Raw genomic sequence first — 20,270 nt, 5'->3', positions numbered from 1 at the left:
GCAGTTTGGTCGCTACGAAGTAAAGGGGTAACACAGCCATGCATGCACCGTTTTTGGGATTGAAAGTTAACACCATCCTAATTCGTTTACAAGCAAAATTTGAGGGGAAGGGTCAGGGTCAGACCCCGGTTGGGTGTTGCTGGCCGCTATGGCAAGTGCAAAGCCGCGCACGACTGGCGTAAAGTGCTTTGAAGAAAACGCCTGCTCGGCTACCATCGTTCCCAGAGCGGTGCGTGGCGCCGCGTTTGATGCGACGAAAGGTTCGGCAGTGTCGTTTTCATCGCGTTCCACCCTCCCCTCGATCCGCTCGAAGACCGCCACCCTGGTCCTCGCCTGCGCCGTGCCGACCCTGGTCGGCTTTGCCGCCCTGTCCTACGATTCCTTCCGGCGCGAACGGGCCGACCTGCTGGGCGATGCCGAACGGCTGGCGCAAAACGTGCTCATGGCCGTCGAACGCGATCTCGATGCCGGCGAAACCGCCGCCCGCGCGCTGGCCAGTTCGCCCAGCCTGACCCGCGCCGACCTGGCCGAGTTCCACCACCAGGCGCGCTCAATCCTCGGCCCCGAGTTCCCCGGCGACGCCTTCGTGCTGAGCGACCTCGATGGCAAGCCCCTGCTCAACACCCGCGTCGCGCACGGCCTGCCCCTGCCCCCCAACGGCAACGCCGAAACCATCCGCCAGGTGGCCCGCAGCGGCCAGGCCGCCACCTCGGACCTGTACCGCGCCAGCCCCAGCGCCCCCTACACCGTCTCGGTCGAGGTGCCGGTGCGGCGCCAGGGCGAGGTGGTGTACGTGCTGTCGGCCCAGCTGCGCCCCGAGCGCTTTAACCAGTTGCTGGCCGAGCAGCGCCTGCCGCTGCGCTGGAACGCGCAGGTGTTCGACCGGCGCGACATCTTCGTCGCGCGCAGCATCGCCCCCGACAAATTCATCGGCGCGCTGGCCCGTCCCGAGATGGCCGCGCTGGCGCGACGCGCCAACGCCGGCACGCTCGAACTGACCGCGCGCGAGGGCCGCCGCGTCATCTCCAGCCTGCAGCGCTCTCCCAAGCGCGGCTGGTACGCCACCGTGGCCCTGCCGCGCGACGCCGCCTACGAGGCCATGCGCGAGGCGCTGGCCAGCATGTTCCTCAGCGTGGCCGCGCTGCTGGTGGTCGGTTTCGCCGCCGCCTGGACCATCGGCGGCGTGATCGGGCGCTCGGTGCGCTCGCTGTGCGCGCCGGCGGCGGCGCTCGGGCGCGGCGAGCCGATGGTGCTGCCGCCGATGCAGATCCGCGAAGTGGCCGAGGTGGCCGGCGCCCTCAAGCACATGGACGGCGAGCTGCAACGCTACCGCAACAACCTCGAAACCCTGGTCGCCGAGCGTACCGGCGAACTGCAACGCGCCAACGCCCTGCTCGAAACGGTCTACGCGACCGCGCCGGTGGGCCTGGCCCTGCTCGATACCGACCTGCGCGTGGTCATGGTCAACGACTACCTGGCCGCCATCAATGCGATCCCGGTGGCCGATCACCTTGGGCACACCCTGCCCGAGTTGCTCGGCCCCCTAGGCGAGGAGTACGAGCAGGCCTACCGCCAGGTGCGCGATACCGGCCTGCCGATCCAGTCGGTGCACGAATCGCGCTCGGTGCCCGGCTCGCCCGATGTGGAGAGCCACTGGGTGGTCAGCTACCATCCGGTGTTCGGGGCCGACCACGCGCTGGTCGGCATCAGCGCCGTGGTGCTCGATGTCAGCGAACGCAAGCTGCTGTCGGAGCGCCTGCGCGACGTCAACGAGCAGTTCCGCGCGCTGTACGAAATGTCGGGCGACGCCCATATGCTGATCGCCCAGGGCGCCGGTTTCATCGGCGGCAACCAGGCCGCCGTGCGCATCTTCGGCTGCACCGGCATCGAGCAATTCCTGACCCTGTCGCTGGCCACCACCTCGCCCGAATTCCAGCCCGACGGACGGCGCTCGGCCGACAAGGCCGAACAGTTCATCCGCTACGCGATCGAGACCGGCAGCCATCACTTCGAGTGGCTGCACATGCGCCGCGACGGCGCCCTGTTCAACGCCGATGTGCTGCTCACCAGCGTCAACATCGGCGGCAAGGGCATCTTGCAGTCGACCGTGCGCGATATCAGCGAGCGCGTGGCCGCCGAAAAAGCGCTGCGCGCCACCAGCGAACGCCTGGAGCAGAGCGAGCGCTTCATCCGCACCGTCACCGACAACGTGCCCGGCATGGTGGCCTACTGGGATGCGGAGCTGCGCTGCCAGTTCGCCAACCGCCTGTACCTGGAGCTGTGCGGGCGCAGCGCCTTTGAGATGACTGGCGCCAGCATGGACGATGTGCTCGGGCCCGACACCATGGCCGACATCGCGCCCCACCTGCGCGAGGTCCTGGCCGGCAAGGCCACCCACTTCGCGCGCGAGATCACTTCGGCCTCCGGCGAGCTGCGCCACACCTGGGCCAACTATATCCCCGACTTCGATGAGGATGGCGCGGTGCGCGGCTTTTATGTACTGATCTCCGACGTGTCGGAACTGAAACGCACCGAGTTGCGCCTGCAGTCGCTCAACGAGCAGTTGATCGGCGCGCTGGAACGGGCCGAATCGGCCAGCAGCGCGAAAAGCGAGTTCCTGGCCAATATGAGCCACGAAATCCGCACGCCGATGAACGCCATCATGGGCCTGGCGCGCCTGCTCGAAGAAAGTTCGCTGGAACGGCGCGAGCGCAGTTATGTCGCCAAGATCAAGATGTCGACCCGTTCGCTGATGGGCATCCTCTCCGACGTGCTCGATTTTTCCAAGATCGAGGCGGGCCAGCTGGCGCTGGAAGCGGCGCCTTTCAGGCTGTGCCAGGTCCTCGACAGCATGTCGGTGCTGTTGTCGGCCAACGCCTGGGGCAAGGGCGTGGAGCTGGTGTACGCGGTGGCGCCCGATGTGCCGCTCTGGGTGGTGGGCGACGCGCTGCGGCTCGAGCAGGTGCTGCTGAACCTGATCGGCAATGCGATCAAGTTCACCGAACAGGGCGAAGTGGTGTTGTCGATTACCCGCCGCAGCGAGGACGCCGGCGTGCTGGTGCTCGACTTTTCGGTGCGCGACAGCGGCATCGGCATCGCACACGAGCAGCAGGAGCACATGTTCGACGCCTTCTCGCAGGGCGACAGCTCGACCAGCCGCAAATACGGCGGAACCGGCCTGGGACTGGCGATCTGCCGCCGCCTGGTCGGCCTGATGGGCGGCGCCCTGGGCGTGCGCAGCGAACTTGGCGCCGGGGCCGAGCTGTATTTCGATGCGGCCTTCGGCGTGGCCGCCCCCGACGACGCGGCCGTGCCGCCCGAGCTTCCCGACTTGCCCGGCGGCGCCGTCCTGTCGGTGCTGGTGGTGGACGACAACCACAGCGCGCGCGCCGCCATTGCGCAGATGTGCGCCGGTGTCGGCTGGCGCGTCGAGACCGCCGCCAGCGGCGCCGAGGCGCTCGAACGCTTGCGCGTGTCGAGCCGCGCCGGCGCGCCCTACGACCTGATGTTCCTCGATACGGCGATGGCGGAACTGGACGGCATCGCCGTGTTGACCTACGCGCGCACCGATCCGGCCATCGCCATGCCGCGCTGCGCGCTGATGGTGGCCGAGAGCGCGCGCGAGCAGCTGGTCGGCCTGCAGGATGACCTCAAGCTCGACGCCATCCTCAGTAAACCGGTGACGCGGCTGGCGCTGATGGCGGCGGCGCTCGAACTGCACACCGGGAAGGCTGCTCCCGACGCCAGCTCCGGGACGCCGCTGGCCGGGCGCCTGAAGGGGATGTACGTACTGCTGGTCGAGGACAACCCGATCAACCAGGAGGTGGCCAAGTACATCCTGCTGCACGCCGGCGCCGCGGTCGATATCGCGGCCAACGGGCGCATCGCGGTGAGCATGCTGGCCGACGCCCCGAGCCGCTACGATGCGGTGCTGATGGATATCCAGATGCCGGTGATGAACGGTTACGAGGCGGCCGAAGCGATCCGGCGCATGGGCATCGCGGCGCTGCCGATCATCGCGATGACCGCCAACGCGATGGAGGAAGACCGCCGCCACGCAGTCGCGGCCGGCATGAACGCCCATGTGGCCAAGCCGATCGATGTGGACGACATGGTCGATACCCTGATCCGGGTCTGCGCGCGCGGCGAGTTGCGCGATGCCGGCCACGATGCGGGCAACCCCGCAGCGGCGCCCGGCGGCGGCCACGCGGGCCGCGCCACGCCGCCCGACAGCGCGCCGCGCATCGACATCCCCGGCATCGACCTGGCATCGACCTTGCCGCGTTTCGGTGGTCATCTCGACAATTTTGTCGCTTTGTTCAAGCGTTTCGAGAGTTCGCAGGGGCAGACCCTGGACGAGGTGCGCGCCCTGCTGCGCGGCGAGCAGCGCCAGGAGGCGATCCAGCTGGTGCACCGCTTGCGCGGGGTGGCGGCCAACCTGGGGGCGAGCGAGCTGGCGGCGCTGGCGTTCGACTTTGAACAAGCCTTGCGCAGCGCCGGCAGCGCCGAGCTGACGGTGCGCCTGGGCGCCCTCGACAAGGCGTTGCAGGCGGTGTTCGAAACGGCGCGCGCCCTGCCCGCGCCGCCCGCCCTCGGCGTGCGGCCGGGGACACAAGACCCCGCACAACTCGACGCGGCGCTGGCGGAACTGCTTGGTTTGCTTCAGAATAACAACCTGAAGGCGATGTCGGCTTTCGATGCCCTGCGTCCGGTCCTGGACGCGACCCTGGCCCCGGCCGTGGTGGGCGCGCTGGGTGACGCTGTCGCCACGCTCGGTTTTGCCAACGCCGCGCTGCAGGTGCAGGAGATTTTGAAACGAAGGGACCATGCATGAGTTGGACCGATATGGCAAGGAATGGACGGATCCTGATCGTCGACGACGCGATGGAAAACATCCAGATCCTGCACCAGGCCTTGCAGGACGAGCACGAGGTGGTGTTTGCGATGAACGGCGCCAAGGCGCTGCATATCGCCCAGACCCAGCGTCCCGACCTGATCCTGCTCGACGCGATGATGCCCGACATGGACGGCTACGCGGTGTGCCGGGCCTTGCGCGAGTCGGGCGCGACACGCGACATCCCGATCATTTTTGTCACCGCCCTCAAGACGCCCGAGGATGAAACGCGCGCCCTGGAAGCCGGCGCGGCCGACTTCATCACCAAGCCAGTCAACGCGGCGGTGGTGCGGGCGCGGGTGCGCACGCAGCTGACCGTCAAGCGCCAGAGCGACGCGCTGCGCGAGCTGACCCTGACCGACGGCCTGACCGGGGTCGCCAACCGGCGCGGCTTCGACGAGGCGATGGATACCGAATGGCGGCGCTGCGCGCGCGCCAAGGCGCCGCTGGCGCTGATCATCGCCGACATCGATCATTTCAAGGCGTACAACGACGCCTACGGACACCAGGCCGGCGACGACAGCCTGGTGCGGGTGGGCGCGGCGATGCGGCGCGCGGCGGCGCGGCCGCAGGATCTGGTGGCGCGTTATGGCGGCGAGGAGTTCGTCATTTTGCTGCCGCAGGAAGACAAGCGCGGCGCCGAGGTGGTGGCCAGGAAGCTGCTCGACGAAATGGCCCAACTGGCCATTCCGCACGAAAAATCGGGCGCGTCGCCCTGGCTGACCCTGAGCATGGGCGTGGCCAGCCTGATGCCGGCCGACGGATTGACCGCCGGCGGCCTGATAAAGACAGCCGATGCGCTGCTGTACCAGGCCAAGGCGGGTGGGCGCAACCGGTATTGTTTGCAGGCCGATCAGGCGCCCACCCCGCTACCGTAGCGCTACCTCAGGCCCAGGCCAGGCGTTCCTGCGGCGCCCTCCCCTCGGCCTCGGCCCTGGCCGTCGCCGGCGCCGGCCCACGCCCGCCGTTCACCACGCGCGCCGGCAGCTTGAAGACGCCGACCACATCGGCCAGCGCCCCCGCCTGATCCTGCAAGGCCCCCGCCGCCGCCGCGGCTTGCTCCACCAGCGCCGCGTTCTGCTGCGTCACCTCGTCCATCTGCGCGATGGCCTGGTTGATCTGCTCGATCCCGGCCGTCTGCTCCCCACTGGCCGCCGTGATCTCGCCCATCATGCCGGTCACGCTGTCAATACTCGTTACAATGGCCTTCATCGTGGTTCCGGCCCGGTCCACCAGTTCGGCGCCCTGCGCGACCTTCTCCACCGAGTCGCCGATCAGCATCTTGATTTCCTTGGCCGCCGCCGCCGAGCGCTGCGCCAGGTTGCGCACCTCGCTGGCGACGACCGCAAAGCCACGTCCCTGCTCGCCGGCGCGCGCCGCTTCCACCGCCGCATTCAAGGCCAGGATATTGGTCTGGAACGCGATCGCTTCGATCACGCCGATGATATCGACAATCTTGCGCGACGATTGGTTGATCGATCCCATGGTCTCGACCACCTGCGCCACCACGGCCCCGCCCTGCTGCGCCACCTGCGACGCGCTCAATGCCAGCTGGTTGGCCTGGCGCGCATTGTCGGCATTCTGCTTGACGGTCGATGTCAGTTCTTCCATCGACGATGCGGTCTGCTCCAGCGAACTGGCCTGGTGCTCGGTGCGCGCCGATAAATCCATATTGCCGCCGGCGATCTGGCCGGATGCCGTCGCAATGGCGTCGGTGCCGCTGCGCACCTGGCCGACGATATTTTGCAGGCTGCCGTTCATGTCCCGCAGCGCCTGCATCAATTGCCCCGTTTCGTCACCCGAGACCACAGCGATGTCGCTGGTCAGGTCGCCCGCAGCGACCGTCTTCGCAAGCTGCACCGCCCGGCCGATCGGCGCGGTGATGGAACGCGTGATCCACCAGCCGGACAAGGCGCCGATCACCAGCGCGGCCAGGCCCAGCACCAGCATGGCCTGGCGCGCCAGGACCACGCTCGCTTCGATGCGCCGGCCGGACTCGCCCACCAGCGTCTTTTGCAGGCCGGCCAGCCGCGTCACCGAGCCTTGCAGGGTGTCGAGCGCGGGCAGGGTCTGGCCCAGCATGGTGGCGACGGCCGCATCGCGTTCCTGCGCGGCGAGGCGCTTGCCGACGGTGCCGAACGAGGCGACATAGGCCGCACGCTGCACCTTGATTTGCGCCAGCAGGGCGCGCCCTTCGGCGCTGCTGGCCAGTTGGTCGAGTACCGCGATGGCGCCGGTAATGTCCTTCTTGTTCGCCTCGATCTTTTCGCGCACCCTGGCGCTGTAGGCGGCGTCGGGCGCGATGAACAATTCGAGCGTGGCGCGCGCGTTGGCGCGGGTGGTGACGTTGATGACGTTGGCCGCATCGGCCTGCACCATGTCGCGCTCCATCATGGTGGTGCTATCGGCGCTGATGTTGGCCAGCAGTGTGAGCGCGCTGGCGATCAGCGCCGCCATGATCAGCAGGATGACGCCGAACGCGCCGCCGAGGCGCGCCCCAATTCGTAAGTTTGCAATGTTCATGCTGTTACCCAGGGTGAGGCGGGCGCGCCGGCGCTGGCCGGACGCCGCGCAATGAATGGAAGTGACGCGTGTGCGAAGCCGCCCGCAGGGATTGGGCGGACGGGGATTGGAGATGCATCGCCAACGCCGTGCGCACGGCAGTCATGGAACGCACCTGATGTTTCTATATGGAAATAGTATGCCGCTTGAGCGCCCCGCGTCAACCAACGCAGATCAAGGAAATCGATCTTCGCGGCCAGGAAGCTGTTTCAGAACTCTTCCCAGTCGTCCGGACCGGCGGCGGCCACTTCACGCGTGCGTCCGACGGCCGGCGCGACCGCTCGCGTGGCGCTTTCCCCGGGCACGCGCGGAGACAGCGCGCGCGGCGCGGGCCGGGCGCCGGTTTGCTCCGCGCCGGCCGGCAGCTTGAACACGCTGACCACGCCCGCCAGCGTTCCGGCCTGGTCCTGCAGCGCACCGGCGGCGGCGGCGGCTTGCTCGACCAGCGCGGCGTTTTGCTGCGTCACCTCGTCCATCTGCGTGATGGCCTGGTTAATCTGCTCGATGCCGGCCGTCTGCTCCACGCTGGCCGCCGTGATCTCGCCCATCATGTCGGCCACGCTCTTGATGCTCGTGACAATCGCCTGCATCGTCGTTCCGGCCCGGTCGACCAGCTCACTGCCCTGGGCCACCTTCTCCACCGAATCGTCGATCAGCATCTTGATTTCCTTGGCCGCCGCCGCCGAGCGCTGCGCCAGGTTGCGCACTTCGCTGGCGACGACCGCAAAGCCGCGCCCCTGCTCGCCGGCGCGCGCCGCCTCCACGGCGGCATTGAGCGCGAGGATATTGGTCTGGAACGCGATCGATTCGATCACGCTGATGATCTCGACGATCTTGTGCGACGATTCATTGATCGACCCCATGGTGTCGACCACCTGCGCCACCACCGAACCTCCCTGCACCGCCACGTGCGAGGCCGAAATGGCCAGCTGGTTGGCTTGGCGCGCATTGTCGGCATTCTGCTTGACGGTCGATGTGAGTTCTTCCATCGACGACGCGGTCTCCTCCAGCGAGCTCGCTTGCTGCTCGGTGCGCGCCGACAGATCCATGTTCCCGCTGGCGATCTGGCTCGACGCGGTGGCAATCGCATCGGTCCCGTTGCGCACCTGGTTGACGATATTGCGCAGGCCCGCGTTCATCTCGCCCAGGGCCTCGAGCAGTTGCCCGGTCTCGCTGGACGAACCGGGCGCGATGCGGGCGCTCAGGTCGCCCGCCGCCACCGTCCTGGCCACCCGCACCGCGTCGTTGATCGGCAGCGTGATCGAGCGCGTGATCCACCAACCGGCCAGCACTCCAATCACCAGCGCCGCCGCGCCCTGCCACAGCATCAGGGTGCGCGCGCTGGCGATGCTGCGGCCTACGTCGGCGCTGGCCTCTTCGACCAGCCGCTTCTGCAAGGCGCCCAGGGCGGTGATCGAGGCTTGCAGGGTATCTAGCGCGGGCAGGGCTTCGGCGCGCATCAGGGCCGCCGCGTCATCGCGATTGCCTTCGGCCATCAGCTTGTCGACGCGCGAATACGCGGCCACATAGACGGCCCGCTCGCGCGTGACCCGCTCCAGCAGATCGCGCCCTTCGCGCGACTCGATCAGTTTGTCGAGCGTCGCCAGCGCGGCGACAATCGACTTTTTGTTCACTTCGATGCGGGCGCGGATATTGGCCAGTTGCGCAGGATCGGTGACGATGAACAGTTCGAGCGTGCGGCGCGCATTGGCGCGCGTGCCGACATTGATCCCGTTGGCGGCCTCGGCCTTGACCCATTCGTGGTCGACCATGCGCCTGGTGCTGGCGCCGGCGCTGTTGAACAGGGTGATGCCGGTGGCGATCAGGGCCGCCATCAACAGCAAAACGAGGCCGAAACCGGCCCCCAGACGAACGCCGATTTTCAAGTTCGCAATTTTCATCCGTGCTCCTGGCTGATGACCGTACGACGACAAGCTACCCGTCAGTTCATACTAGTCTCATCGGGCGCGCCATGCGGCCAGGATTGCCCCATGATTCCTGCTAGGTGCGATGGCAAGGGCGGTGGTGTAGGCGGGGCCGGGCGGCCCCGCCGGGTGCGGCATCAGTAGCGCCGGACCAGCAGTTCGGCCACGCAGACCGGCTTGGCGCCGCCCTCGCGCTCGACGATGACGCTCCATTCGAGCTGGGCGCCGCCGTCGATCGGCTCGACCCGCTGCAGCGTCAGGCGCGCGCGCACGCGGCTGCCGACCGGCACCGGCGCCGGAAAGCGCACCTTGTTCAGGCCATAATTGACCACCATCTTTGCGTCGACCATGCGCAGCGCCCGCTCGAACAGGCCGGAAATGAGCGACAGGGTCAGGAAGCCATGCGCGACCGGGCCGCCGAAAGGCGACTCGCGCGCGCAGCGTTCCAGGTCGACGTGGATCCACTGGTGGTCGTCGGTGGCGTCGGCGAACTGGTTCACGCGTTGCTGGGTGATCTCGACCCAGTCCGACACCGCCAGTTCCTGCCCCACCAGCGCCTGCATCTCGGCCAGGCTGGAAAATTCACGCATTGCCGTCCTCCTGCGGGCGGCGCCTGAACATGCCCATGCCTTCGATGGTGCATACCACTTCGCCGTGCTGGTTGACGGCCTGCCACGTCGACCAGACCACGCCACGATCGGGACGCGAGAGCGATGGCTTGAGCTGCGTCGTGATGTAGCTGACCGTCAGCGTGTCGCCGGCGCGCACCGGTTGCAGCCAGCGCACCTTGTCCAGGCCCGGTGAACCCATGCTCGACGAAGCGCCCAGCACACTGTCGACCACCATGCGCATCATCATGCTGCAGGTGTGCCAACCGCTGGCGATCACGCTGCCGAAGATGGACCCCGCGGCCGCGTCATGGTCGACGTGGAAGGGCTGCGGGTCGAACTGGGTAGCGAAGGCGATGATTTCTTCCTCGCTCACGGTGCGGCTGCCCACGGCAATCTCCTGGCCGACGTAAAAGTCCTCGAAATACCATGTGCTCTTCTTCATGCCATGGCGCCCGTCGCGAAACCCGGCTGCGCGATGAAACGCTGCAGGTGATGGTCGGAGTCGCCCAGCGACAGCTCGATCATGGTCAGGCGCTTGAAGTGGTGCGCGGCCGGCAGTTCGTCGGTCACGCCCATGCCGCCGTGCAGCTGGACCGCCTGCTGGCCGACGAACCTGAGCGCCTGGCCGACGCGGAACTTGGCCGCCGAGACGGTGCGACGGCGTTCTTCCACATCGGACGAGGCCAGGCGCACCGCGGCCAGCAGCGCCATCGAGCGCGCCTGCTCCAGGTGGATGTACATGTCGGCCATGCGGTGCTGCAGCGCCTGGAATTTGCCGATCGGCGCGCCGAACTGGGTGCGCGTCTTGAGGTAGTCGAGCGTGGCGGCGAAGATCGCTTCCATCGCCCCCAGCGCTTCGGCGCACAGCAAGCCCGCGCCGTAATCGGCGCCGGCGTCGAGCAGGTCCCAGCCCTGGCCCTCGACGCCGATCAGGCTCCCAGGCGGCACCTGGACGTTGGCGAAAGTGACGTCGGCGGCGCGCTGGCCGTCGAGGGTGCGATAGTCGCGCACGGCCACACCAAGCGCGTTGGCCGGCACCAAGAACAGCGACACCCCGTCCGCGCCGCGTTGTTCACCGCCGCTGCGCGCCGAGACAATCAGGCTGCCGGCCTGGCCGCCGTGCACCACCACGCTCTTGTGGCCATTGAGGACGTAGCCGCCGGCGTTGGCGACGGCGGTGGTGGCGATGTCCGACAGGTCATGACGCGCCTGTTTTTCGGCCAGCGCGCAGGCCAGTTTGAGTTCGCCGCCGGCCACTTGCGCCAGCAGCCCGGGATGCTGCCCGCCCAGCGCCAGGAAATGCGCACCGAGCACGGTGGCGAAATACGGTTCGACCACCAGGCCGCGCCCGAGCTCCCGCATGACGACGAACATGTCGACCGCCGTGCCGTTGAAGCCGCCCTGCTCTTCCGGCACCGGCAGCGCCAGCATGCCCAGTTCGGCCAGCGCGGCCCACGCGGCGGCGGAGGTGCCCTCGCCTGAATGAACGATTTTCCTGCGCGTCTCGAAGCTGTAGTCCTTGGTCACCCAGCGCTTGAGGGCATCGGCAAAGGCCAGCTGTTCTTCCTTGAAGTTGAAATCCATGTTCAGTCCCTCACAGGCCCAGGATCATCTGGGTGATGATATTGCGTTGAATCTCGTTCGAGCCGCCATAGATGGAGGTCTTGCGGAGATTGAAGTAGTGCGCGGCCAGCGGCGCGGCGTCGTCATCGTCAAACACGCTGTGCGGCGTTGCCGATTCGAGGTAGGCGGCATCGAACGGCAGCGCCATCGGGCCGACCGCTTCGACCATCAGTTCCGTGAGCGTCTGCTGGATTTCGGTGCCGCGCACCTTGAGCACCGACGCTTCCGGTCCGGGCGCCTTGTGCTCCTGCGCCAGCACGCGCATGACGGTCATCTCCAGCGCCATCAGTTCGATCTCGAGCGTGGCGACCTTGGCGGCGAACAGCGGGTCCGCGATCAGCGGCTTGCCGTTCTTGTTGCGCGTGGCGGACAAGCGCTTGAGCGAGGCCAGTTCGCGCTTCGAGCGGCCGACGGCGGCAATCCCGGTGCGTTCGTGGCCGAGCAGGTATTTGGCGTAGGTCCAGCCCTTGTTCTCCTTGCCGACCAGGTTCTGCACCGGCACGCGCACGTTGTCGAAGAAGACTTCGTTCACTTCGTGGTCTTCGTCGAGCATGATGATCGGACGGACCGTCACGCCGGGGCTGTGCATGTCGATCAGCAGAAAAGAAATGCCTTCCTGTTTGCGCACGCCGCTGTCGGTGCGCACCAGGCAGAAGATCATGTCGGCATGCTGGGCCAGGGTGGTCCAGGTTTTCTGGCCGTTGACGACATAAAAGTCGCCATCGCGTTCGGCGCTGGTCTTGAGCGATGCCAGGTCGGAGCCGGCGCCCGGTTCCGAGTAGCCCTGGCACCACCAGTCTTCGCATGAGAGGATGCGCGGCAGGAAGTGGGCTTTTTGTTCGTCGCTGCCGAAGGCCATGATGACCGGGGCGACCATGTTCACGCCGAACGGCAGGATCGGCGGGGTGCCGGCGCGCGCGCATTCGTCATCCCAGATGTGGCGCTGCACGGCGCTCCAGCCAGGGCCGCCGAATTCGGCCGGCCAGCCCGGCGCCACCCAGCCTTGTGCGGCCAGGATGCGGTGCCAGCGCACGTAATCGTCCTTCGCCAGGCGCAGGTGCTTGCGCACCTTTTGCTGCAGATCGGCCGGCAGATTGGCGTCGAGGAAGGCGCGCGCCTGGTCGCGGAACGCCAGGTCCTCGCTCGTATAGTTCAGGTCCATACAGTCTCCTTTGTTATTATCGTCCAAAAATAGCACGACCGTTCACAATGATTGTACCTGAAAAAAATGCCCTGGGAAGATGGCTTTTTCGGGGGTAAATTTTGGGCGCACGGGCAGTGTCGGGAGGCGGTAAACTATGGGTCCGGATACCCTTTTATCGCCCCATTCAATGAGAACAGACAGCCGCCTTTCCCGCGTGCTCCACGTGCTGCTGCACATGGCCAGGCATGACGGTCCCTTGACGTCGGAACACATCGCCAGGATGCTCGATACCAATCCGGTGGTGGTGCGGCGCACCATGGCCGGCTTGCGCGAGGCCGGGTATGTGACGTCCGGCGCGGGCAAGCACGGCGGCTGGTCGATGGCCTGCGACTTGCGCGCGGTGACCCTGCTTGACATCCACCGCGCGGTGGGCGGGCCGCATTTGTTCGCCATTGGGGTCGATAAGGCGCATCCCGACTGCGCTGTTGAAAAGGTGGTCAACCAGGCGCTGGGCGATGCGCTGCAACGGGCCGAAGCGATCCTGATCGAGAGCCTGGGCACTGTGGTGCTGGCCGACCTGGCGCGGCAGTTCGATCAGTTGTGCGTGGCCGGTGGGTGGGAGAAGGCGGCGCGGACAGGGAGCGCTGATGGCGGCAAATAGACCAACCAGAAAAGCATCGCAACTTGCTGGCGAACTGGGCCGCTTCGTGCAGCAGTATGCGCGGAAGGCGCCTAAAGGGAAGGAAGCAAACGACCGGCGTTATGATAGGAAGCTTGAAGAGAAGGTGAAACGCCTTTCGCCTCTGGACCTTTCCGAACTTCTCTCGGGAGAGGAATGAGGCCCGGTCGATCCCTATCGAAACAGACAATGGAAGATGACACTCCAGGATAGGTAAAGACCGGCGGGGGTCATCGCCCTGGCGGGAAAAACTGCGTGCCGGACGTCTCCCACACCGCACCGGCCAATATCGCCGGCAAAGGGATGCGCAATCGCCTCGCCGTTCAGTCGCATGATTTTGCAAATGAAATACAGACCCCGCATATCCGGCCCCACGCCAGCGCGTTAAACCGTTATGATCGACGAACTTTTTCAGGGCACAGGCGGGGGCCGACGTTCATCGGATGGTCGCTTCTGTTGGTCTGCTATAAAGTACCATCAACATTCAGCCCGACAACATGCGCAGGGCATAAAGGAGATAAAGTATGTTCAATCACATCATGGTAGGTTCCAACGACATCGAGCGCTCCAAGCGCTTCTACGACGCGCTGCTCGGCGTGCTCGGCGCGGGCGAACCGCTGCGCAACGTGGCCCCGTCCGGCCACACCCGGCTGTTCTATCGCCACGATGGAAATGCCTTTTGCGTCAGCGAGCCGATTAACGGCGAATCGGCGACCTGCGCCAACGGCGCCACCATCGGTTTCAAATGCAGCTCGCCGGAACAAGTCCATCAGTTTCACGATGTCGCGGTGGCGAACGGCGGCGTGTCGTGCGAAGAACCGCCAGGCCTGCGCGAAGGCAGCCTGGGCGCCCTGTATTTGTCGTATGTGCGCGACCCTGACGGCAACAAGCTCTGCGCGCTCTACCGCCAGAAGTAAGCCTTCCCCGGATGCGCCGCCTCAATCGCCGCGCGTCCGGATGCCGGACACCCGCCAGCGAAGGCAACGATGCCATTCACCTTATGCCACCCCGCCATCGTGATTCCCTTGCATCGCCACGCGCGGGGGTTCACCTCCCTGTCCGCGTTGGCGATCGGCAGCATGATGCCGGATTTTGTCTGTTTTTTCTCCTTCGGCGTCAGCGCGGAATTGAGCCATAGCGGATCCGGCATACTGCTGTATTGCGTGCCGGTCGGCGCGCTGGTCTGGATCGTCCATCAAACGCTGTTGCGGCCGGCATTGCTGGCATGGCTGCCGCGCGTCGTGAGCACGCGCATGATGTGGCCGCCTGCCCCGTCTGTGCGCAACCCGCGGGCAGTCGGGACGATCCTTTTGTCGCTGGCCATTGGCGCCGCGCCACGCATATTGCCTGGGACGCGTTCGCGCATCCCGATACCATTCCCGTGAATTACTTCGCAGCGCTGCGCGAGCGGGTGTCACTCGGCGGCGACGAGCTGCCAGTGTTTAAAGTTCTCCAGCACGGCAGCAGTCTGCTCGGAGTGATCGTGATGGCGACCTGCACGTTTGCCTGACTTGCTCGTACGGAACCTCGCGCGCCGGCTGGCCCTCGCGGCGGTGCTGGCGGCCCTTGGCGGCGCATGCGCCTACCTGAGCGCTGACCCGGCCCATCCCCAGCGCCTGCCGTTTGCCGTCATCACGACCGGCATGGCGGCGGGGGGCCACCGCTGTCGTGCTGTTGTGTAGCGGATGGATGTCATTTGCCGGCAAAGCGGCCGGCAAGGGCTGACGGCCGCACCCGCCCTTGCCTGCCACCGCTCCTGGCGGGCCGTACGACGACCCTTGCTATCCGCTGTCCCGCATTGAGCGAAGTCAGCAGCACGCGAAGATCGCAATGTTAGCTTGAAAGCTCGGTTCAGCTACCTGCGAGATTCCCATGAGACTCTATTTCACATCCACCGCGCGTGCCTTGTTGGCGGCCGGGCTTGCTTCGATGGCGCTGCAGGCACCGGCGCGCGCCGCCACCGTGTCGATCAATTTCGACTCGGGGATTGCCCTGGGCGCCGAAGCGACCAACCAGTATGTGGCGCAGGGAGTGCGCTTTCCCTCGCGTCCCGTCATTTCCGCCTTCTTCGGCAACCAGGTCCTGCAACAAGGCGACGAGCGGGCATGCGGGCCTTTGATCATCGACCTGAGCGCGGCAATGGGCGTGCGCGAAGTACGCATGCGCGTCCTTAACCGCCACCTGCGCTCGTACGCCGTCGCCGCTTACGCCGGCGCGGTGCAAGTTGACCGGAGCGAATTCCTCGCACGGGTGGGCGCTTCGATCGTCCCCTTGCCGCCGATGTCGCGCGATATCGTGCTGCGAGCGACCGGCGATGAAGGCGACATCACGCAAATCGTCGCCAACCCGCCGGGCGACTGCTTCGACCTGATGGTCATTGACGACCTGGTGCTGACCACCGCCCGCGATGTTGTTCCGATCGATCCGGTGCCGCCGCCGGTCCGGCCCAACGTCATCTCCGTGCTGGCCTATGAACTGAGCCAGGGCGTGATGTCACGCCTGACGCGCCCCGGCGCCTCGTTCGCCTCGACGCCGGACACGCGGCTGCAGGGCCTGCCGGCCAAGCGCCTGAGCTTGGTCGCGGGCCGCAACCTGGCGGTGCGCTTTTTCCTTGGGGCCAGCGAGCACGCGGTACCGGACTTCAATCCCGAACTACAGATCGTGGTCACCAGCCGCGACGGCACGGTGCGCACCAGGACGATCACGGAAAACACCATTGGCGGACGCAGCGTGCCGCGCACCAGCGCCACGACGCCACTGGCTCAGCGGCGCGAACTGGTGCTGCGCCGCGCACGGGTCGATTCCTCGCTCGACTATGTGATTCCAGGCACGTTCCTGGCCAATGCCGGCAGCATGCGGCTGAGCCTGCGCGGCCTCGCATCATCGATTACCCTGCACCAGGTCAACGTCGCTTTCAAAGGCCCCTACAGGATGGGACTGAACCTGTTTCGCGTGCGCGATCCCGCCTCCGGGCCGACCCCGACCATGTTCACGGCGGAGCGCATGGTGCGCTACCTGGAGGATCTTTATCCGGTCTCCGGCAATATCAGCGTGCGCAATGGCGGAACACTGGCGTTCGACAGCACGGCCGTGACCGATTGCAGCAGCATGCTCGGCAACCTTCACGCGACAACGGCGGGCACGACGGTAGGCACGGCCATCGCGCGTGTCAACTACTGGTCGAATCTGTTCATCGCGCGCAACCCGCCGGGCTGCGACGGCTACGGCTGGTATAACACCCCGGGATCGTTATCGAATCGATCGCCCTCCACGGCAGGGCAGGAAGTTGGCCACAACATCGGCATGAATCATGTAAGCAACCTGCACGGTGAAAGTGCCGGCGGCACCCTTGGAGACTGGGAGGCATGGCCCTACTTTCACGGCTCGATCGGCGTGGTCGACGAAGCAAGCGGATGGAACGACGGCGTGTTCGGCCTGGTCATGCGGCGCAGCGGTCCGCCTGCGGGCGCGGCCGATGATGTCGGCACATGGACCTTGAGTCCGATTGCACCGTGCCAGGCGAGCGCGGCCAGCTCGCTGTTTCCACGCTGCGCGGAGGGCGACGACAGCATTGTGCATGATGTGATGTCCTACGGCCCCGCCCCGACCCTGCCGGTGTGGGGCAATGAGCGCTGGATCTCGGATATCAATTTCTACCGTCTCCAGCAATGGTTCGAACGTTGCATCGCGCTCGACCCGCCGCACCGTTTCTTTACCGGATCGACCGGCAGCTTCGCCGACCCAGTCGATGTGTGCACGGTCGCCGGTATTCGCGTGATCCCGCCCGCAGCCGCGGCGGCGGCGGCGGCCAATTCCCGGGAAGTTCTGCTTGTCTCCGGAAATATTCGTCCAGATGGCACGCTCGGCGCCTTGCAATTCGTGCGCAAGCTCACGACCGCCCAGTTGCCGCTGACGCCGCGCGGACCGCACGCGCTGGTCTTGCGCAGTGCCGATGGGCAGCAAGTGCGGATTCCTTTTGCCGAGCTGCGCGGCTCAGGTCATGTGCCCGATGTCCGCCAGTTTGCCGTGATCGCGCCCTTCGATCCGGCGCTGCGCCAGGCGGTGATCGAGCTCAACGGGAAGCCGGTGCGCACGCTCGATCGCAGCGGGCCGCCGCCGGCCATCGCCGTGCTGGCGCCGCAGGCTGGCGCGTTGTGGCGATCGCCTGTCGCACGCATCAGCTGGTCGCTCAAGGGCCTTGCCGGCCAGGCCGCCGTGTACGTACAGTACAGCCCGGACAACGGTGCCAGCTGGATACCGCTGGGCCTGGTCCCGCCGGGGCGCACGTATCTGGACCTTGACACGGATGACTTGCAGCCGTCGAAACAGGCGCTGATTTATGTGTCTGTCTCGGACGGTCTGCGCAGCGCTACCGCGCTCAGCAAGCCGTTCGTGATCGGCATCGCGCCCCGCGAGCCATCGGCCGGCACGAACGCGTCCGAACGCTGATCCCGGTTCGGCAAACGCCATCAGCAAGGCGCAGACTGCCCGCCCGGTAAACGACGACGGGGCCATCAAGGCCCCGTCGCTGCAACTTACCGCATCCCTGCTCAGTTACCGGCTTTGACCGCCGGCAGATAAGGCATCAGACGCGCCGCCATGCGCGTATCGCCCTTGAGCATCTCGATCTCGTCCGAGAGAATATGCGCCGCCTCCTGCAACATCACGTCCTTGGCGTCCTTGGCCGCTTTTTCGGCGGCCAGTTCGGATGCCAGGTTGCGCTCGTCGGCCTGCAAGCCATCATCCTGGCGGTTCGGCTTGGTGGCGACGGCTTTGGTGGTCCTGGCCGGCGGCGCCAGCTTGCTGCGCGCATCCTTGGCGTCGGTCACGTCGGCCGGTTCGTCGGTGACGGCGGCGCGCAGGGCCACCTGGCGCGCTTCGCGCTGCTTCGCCTTCGCTTCCAGCGCATCGCGTTCCTTGCGCCGCACCGCTTCGTTGAGCGAAATCACGTTGTCCTTGCGCAGCTTACGCAGCTCGGTCATATCTTCCTGCAAGTACTGGAAGTCCTTGTCCTTGGCGATGCGCGTTTCGTGACGTTTTTGCAGCGGGGCAATCAGTTGCTTCAAATTGCCCGACGGCGTGAACGCGACCGGCTTGATCGCCACCCATGGCAAGGCGTTGTCGTAGCTCGATTCGCCGAAGCCTTCCGGGTCGGAAGTGACCGGCATCTTGATGTCGGGCGTGACGCCACGCAACTGCGTGGTGCCGCCGTTGATGCGGAAGAATTGCGCGATCGTCATCTTGAGCTCGCCGTAGCGGGCTTTTTCGCCGGGGTTGCCACGGTCGAGGTTGACCAGGGTCTGGACCGTGCCCTTGCCGAAGCTCGGTTCGCCCAGCACCAGGCCACGGCCGTAATCCTGGATTGCGGCGGCAAAGATTTCGGACGCCGAGGCCGAGCCACGGTTGATCAGCACGCCCATCGGGCCATCCCAAGCCAGGCCGGCCTGGGTGTCGCTCTCGACCGCCACGCCGCCGTCGGCGCTGCGCTGCATCACGACCGGGCCCTTGTCGATGAACAGACCGGTCAGCTCGACCGCTTCGCCCAGGGCGCCGCCGCCATTGTTGCGCAGGTCGATCAGCACATTGTCGACTTTATCTTTCTTGAGCTCGCCGAGGATGCGGGCCACGTCGCGCGTGGCGCTCTTGTAGTCCTTGTCGCCGCGGCGGCGCGCTTCGAAGTCAAGGTAGAAGGTCGGCAAGGAAATCACGCCAACCCGGCGCTTGACGCCGCCATCCTTGACTTCGATGATGGTTTTCTTGGCGGCCTGCTCTTCCATATTGATTTTCTTGCGCACCAGCGCCACCGTGACGGTCTTGCCGTCGGTGCCGGCGTCGACCGGCAGCACGTTCAGGCGCACCACCGATTCCTTGGGACCACGGATCAGCTGGACCACGTCGTCGATGCGCCAGCCGAGCACGTCGGTGAAGCCCGGCGAATCGGCCTGGGCCACGCCGACGATGCGGTCGCCCACTTTCAGCTTGCCGGACATGCCAGCCGGGCTGCCGACCACGATTTCGCGGATGACGGTGTAGTCTTCGCGCTGCTGCAGCACGGCGCCGATGCCGTCGAGCGAGAGGCGCATGGCGATGGCAAAATTGTCGGCCGAGCGCGGGCCGAGGTAGTTGGTGTGCGGCTCGATCGAGGTGGCGTAGGCGTTCATGAAGGTCATGAACACATCTTCGCTGTCGACCTTGCCCATGCGGCCGACGTAGTTTTCGTAGCGCTTGTCGAGCGTTTCGCGGATCGACTTGTCGTCTTTACCGGCCAGCTTCAGGCGCAGCCAGTCGTTCTTGACGCGCTTGCGCCACAGGTCGCGCGCTTCCTCGATATTCTTCGGCCAGGCCGCTTTTTCGCGGTCGATCTGGAAGGTTTCATCGGTGGTGAAGTCGAACTTGCCTTTGAGCAGCTCACGCGAATACGCGAAACGCTCGTTGAAGCGCTGCTGGTACAGGCTGTACATGGAAAACGGCGTGGCCAGGTTTTCAGCCTTGATCGCATCGTCGAGCCTGGTGCGGATCGGCTCGAAGCCGTCGATATCGCTCTGCAGAAAATGCAGGCGGTCGCTGTCGAGCGACTTGAGGTAGCGGTCGAAAATCTTGTCCGACATCGCATCGTCGAGCGGGGTGACCTTGTAATGGTGGCGTCCGAAGACCGTGGCGGCCCAGGCGGCGGCCTGGGTTTGCGTGGCAACCGGCTTGAGCGGCGTGGTGCCGGCTTTGGCAGGCTGGGCAACCGCCTTGACGGGCTGCGGGACTGCCGCTTGTGTCGTCGCGGCAAATGCCAGTGCGACCATCAACATGTGCTTCTTCATTCGTTGTCTCTCCGAGCGGG

Annotated in this window: 15 protein-coding genes; 8 read left to right on the top strand and 7 right to left on the bottom strand. The window is 66.1% G+C overall.

Features of this window, described 5'->3' with window-relative positions; genetic code table 11:
• The first annotated feature begins 268 nt into the window (after positions 1 to 268).
• Positions 269 to 4,834: a PAS domain-containing protein gene (locus tag F2P46_RS31490; RefSeq protein ID WP_166897909.1), complete on the top strand. Its 4,566-nt coding sequence runs from the start codon at positions 269 to 271 to the stop codon at positions 4,832 to 4,834.
• A complete protein-coding gene (locus F2P46_RS31485; RefSeq protein WP_166897907.1) occupies positions 4,831 to 5,772 on the top strand; it encodes a diguanylate cyclase in 942 nt (313 codons plus the stop codon). Before F2P46_RS31490 ends, F2P46_RS31485 begins: the two co-directional genes overlap by 4 nt.
• A gap of 7 nt (positions 5,773 to 5,779) precedes the next feature.
• Here the strand turns inward: F2P46_RS31485 and F2P46_RS31480 are convergent, their stop codons facing one another.
• The 6 genes from F2P46_RS31480 to F2P46_RS31455 form a co-directional block, all read right to left on the bottom strand.
• On the bottom strand, positions 5,780 to 7,417 hold the full coding sequence (locus F2P46_RS31480; RefSeq protein WP_166897905.1) for a methyl-accepting chemotaxis protein: 1,638 nt from the start codon (positions 7,415 to 7,417) through the stop codon (positions 5,780 to 5,782).
• A 248-nt stretch (positions 7,418 to 7,665) separates the two neighbouring features.
• Complete coding sequence (locus F2P46_RS31475) at positions 7,666 to 9,357, bottom strand: methyl-accepting chemotaxis protein (RefSeq protein WP_166897903.1); 1,692 nt, start codon at positions 9,355 to 9,357, stop codon at positions 7,666 to 7,668.
• 161 nt (positions 9,358 to 9,518) lie between these two features.
• Positions 9,519 to 9,971: a MaoC family dehydratase gene (locus F2P46_RS31470; protein ID WP_166897901.1), complete on the bottom strand. Its 453-nt coding sequence runs from the start codon at positions 9,969 to 9,971 to the stop codon at positions 9,519 to 9,521.
• Positions 9,964 to 10,434 carry a MaoC family dehydratase gene (locus tag F2P46_RS31465; protein WP_166897899.1) on the bottom strand — a complete coding sequence of 157 codons (471 nt, stop codon included), beginning with the start codon at positions 10,432 to 10,434 and terminating at the stop codon, positions 9,964 to 9,966. Before F2P46_RS31465 ends, F2P46_RS31470 begins: the two co-directional genes overlap by 8 nt.
• Positions 10,431 to 11,576, bottom strand: coding sequence for an acyl-CoA dehydrogenase family protein (locus F2P46_RS31460; protein WP_166897897.1), 1,146 nt, complete (start codon positions 11,574 to 11,576; stop codon positions 10,431 to 10,433). Before F2P46_RS31460 ends, F2P46_RS31465 begins: the two co-directional genes overlap by 4 nt.
• Before the next feature lie 10 nt (positions 11,577 to 11,586).
• Complete coding sequence (locus tag F2P46_RS31455; protein ID WP_166897896.1) at positions 11,587 to 12,777, bottom strand: acyl-CoA dehydrogenase family protein; 1,191 nt, start codon at positions 12,775 to 12,777, stop codon at positions 11,587 to 11,589.
• 169 nt (positions 12,778 to 12,946) lie between these two features.
• Here F2P46_RS31455 and F2P46_RS31450 point away from each other — a divergent pair, with 169 nt between their 5' ends.
• The 6 genes from F2P46_RS31450 to F2P46_RS31425 all read left to right on the top strand — a co-directional run bounded on the left by F2P46_RS31450 (position 12,947) and on the right by F2P46_RS31425 (position 17,887).
• Complete coding sequence (locus F2P46_RS31450) at positions 12,947 to 13,420, top strand: Rrf2 family transcriptional regulator (protein ID WP_166897894.1); 474 nt, start codon at positions 12,947 to 12,949, stop codon at positions 13,418 to 13,420.
• A gap of 542 nt (positions 13,421 to 13,962) precedes the next feature.
• A complete protein-coding gene (locus F2P46_RS31445; RefSeq protein ID WP_166897892.1) occupies positions 13,963 to 14,355 on the top strand; it encodes a VOC family protein in 393 nt (130 codons plus the stop codon).
• A 69-nt stretch (positions 14,356 to 14,424) separates the two neighbouring features.
• Positions 14,425 to 14,823 (top strand): DUF4184 family protein, encoded by a 399-nt coding sequence (locus tag F2P46_RS31440; protein WP_166897890.1) that lies wholly within the window; start codon positions 14,425 to 14,427, stop codon positions 14,821 to 14,823.
• On the top strand, positions 14,820 to 14,948 hold the full coding sequence (locus F2P46_RS31435; protein WP_166897839.1) for a DUF4184 family protein: 129 nt from the start codon (positions 14,820 to 14,822) through the stop codon (positions 14,946 to 14,948). Before F2P46_RS31440 ends, F2P46_RS31435 begins: the two co-directional genes overlap by 4 nt.
• A 1-nt stretch (position 14,949) precedes the next feature.
• Positions 14,950 to 15,120 carry a hypothetical protein gene (locus F2P46_RS31430; protein WP_166897888.1) on the top strand — a complete coding sequence of 57 codons (171 nt, stop codon included), beginning with the start codon at positions 14,950 to 14,952 and terminating at the stop codon, positions 15,118 to 15,120.
• A gap of 190 nt (positions 15,121 to 15,310) precedes the next feature.
• Positions 15,311 to 17,887 carry a hypothetical protein gene (locus F2P46_RS31425; RefSeq protein WP_166897887.1) on the top strand — a complete coding sequence of 859 codons (2,577 nt, stop codon included), beginning with the start codon at positions 15,311 to 15,313 and terminating at the stop codon, positions 17,885 to 17,887.
• A gap of 101 nt (positions 17,888 to 17,988) precedes the next feature.
• On the opposite strand, the gene F2P46_RS31420 is transcribed toward F2P46_RS31425, so the two are convergent.
• Positions 17,989 to 20,250, bottom strand: coding sequence for a carboxy terminal-processing peptidase (locus F2P46_RS31420; protein WP_166897885.1), 2,262 nt, complete (start codon positions 20,248 to 20,250; stop codon positions 17,989 to 17,991).
• Positions 20,251 to 20,270: the final 20 nt, after the last annotated feature.

Origin of the sequence: Massilia sp. CCM 8734 (assembly GCF_011682155.1) — a bacterium.
Taxonomy (GTDB): domain Bacteria; phylum Pseudomonadota; class Gammaproteobacteria; order Burkholderiales; family Burkholderiaceae_D; genus Telluria_A; species Telluria_A rubra.
The sequence above is the reverse complement of the archived record's forward strand: the minus strand, read 5'-3'. Positions and strand labels throughout refer to the sequence as shown.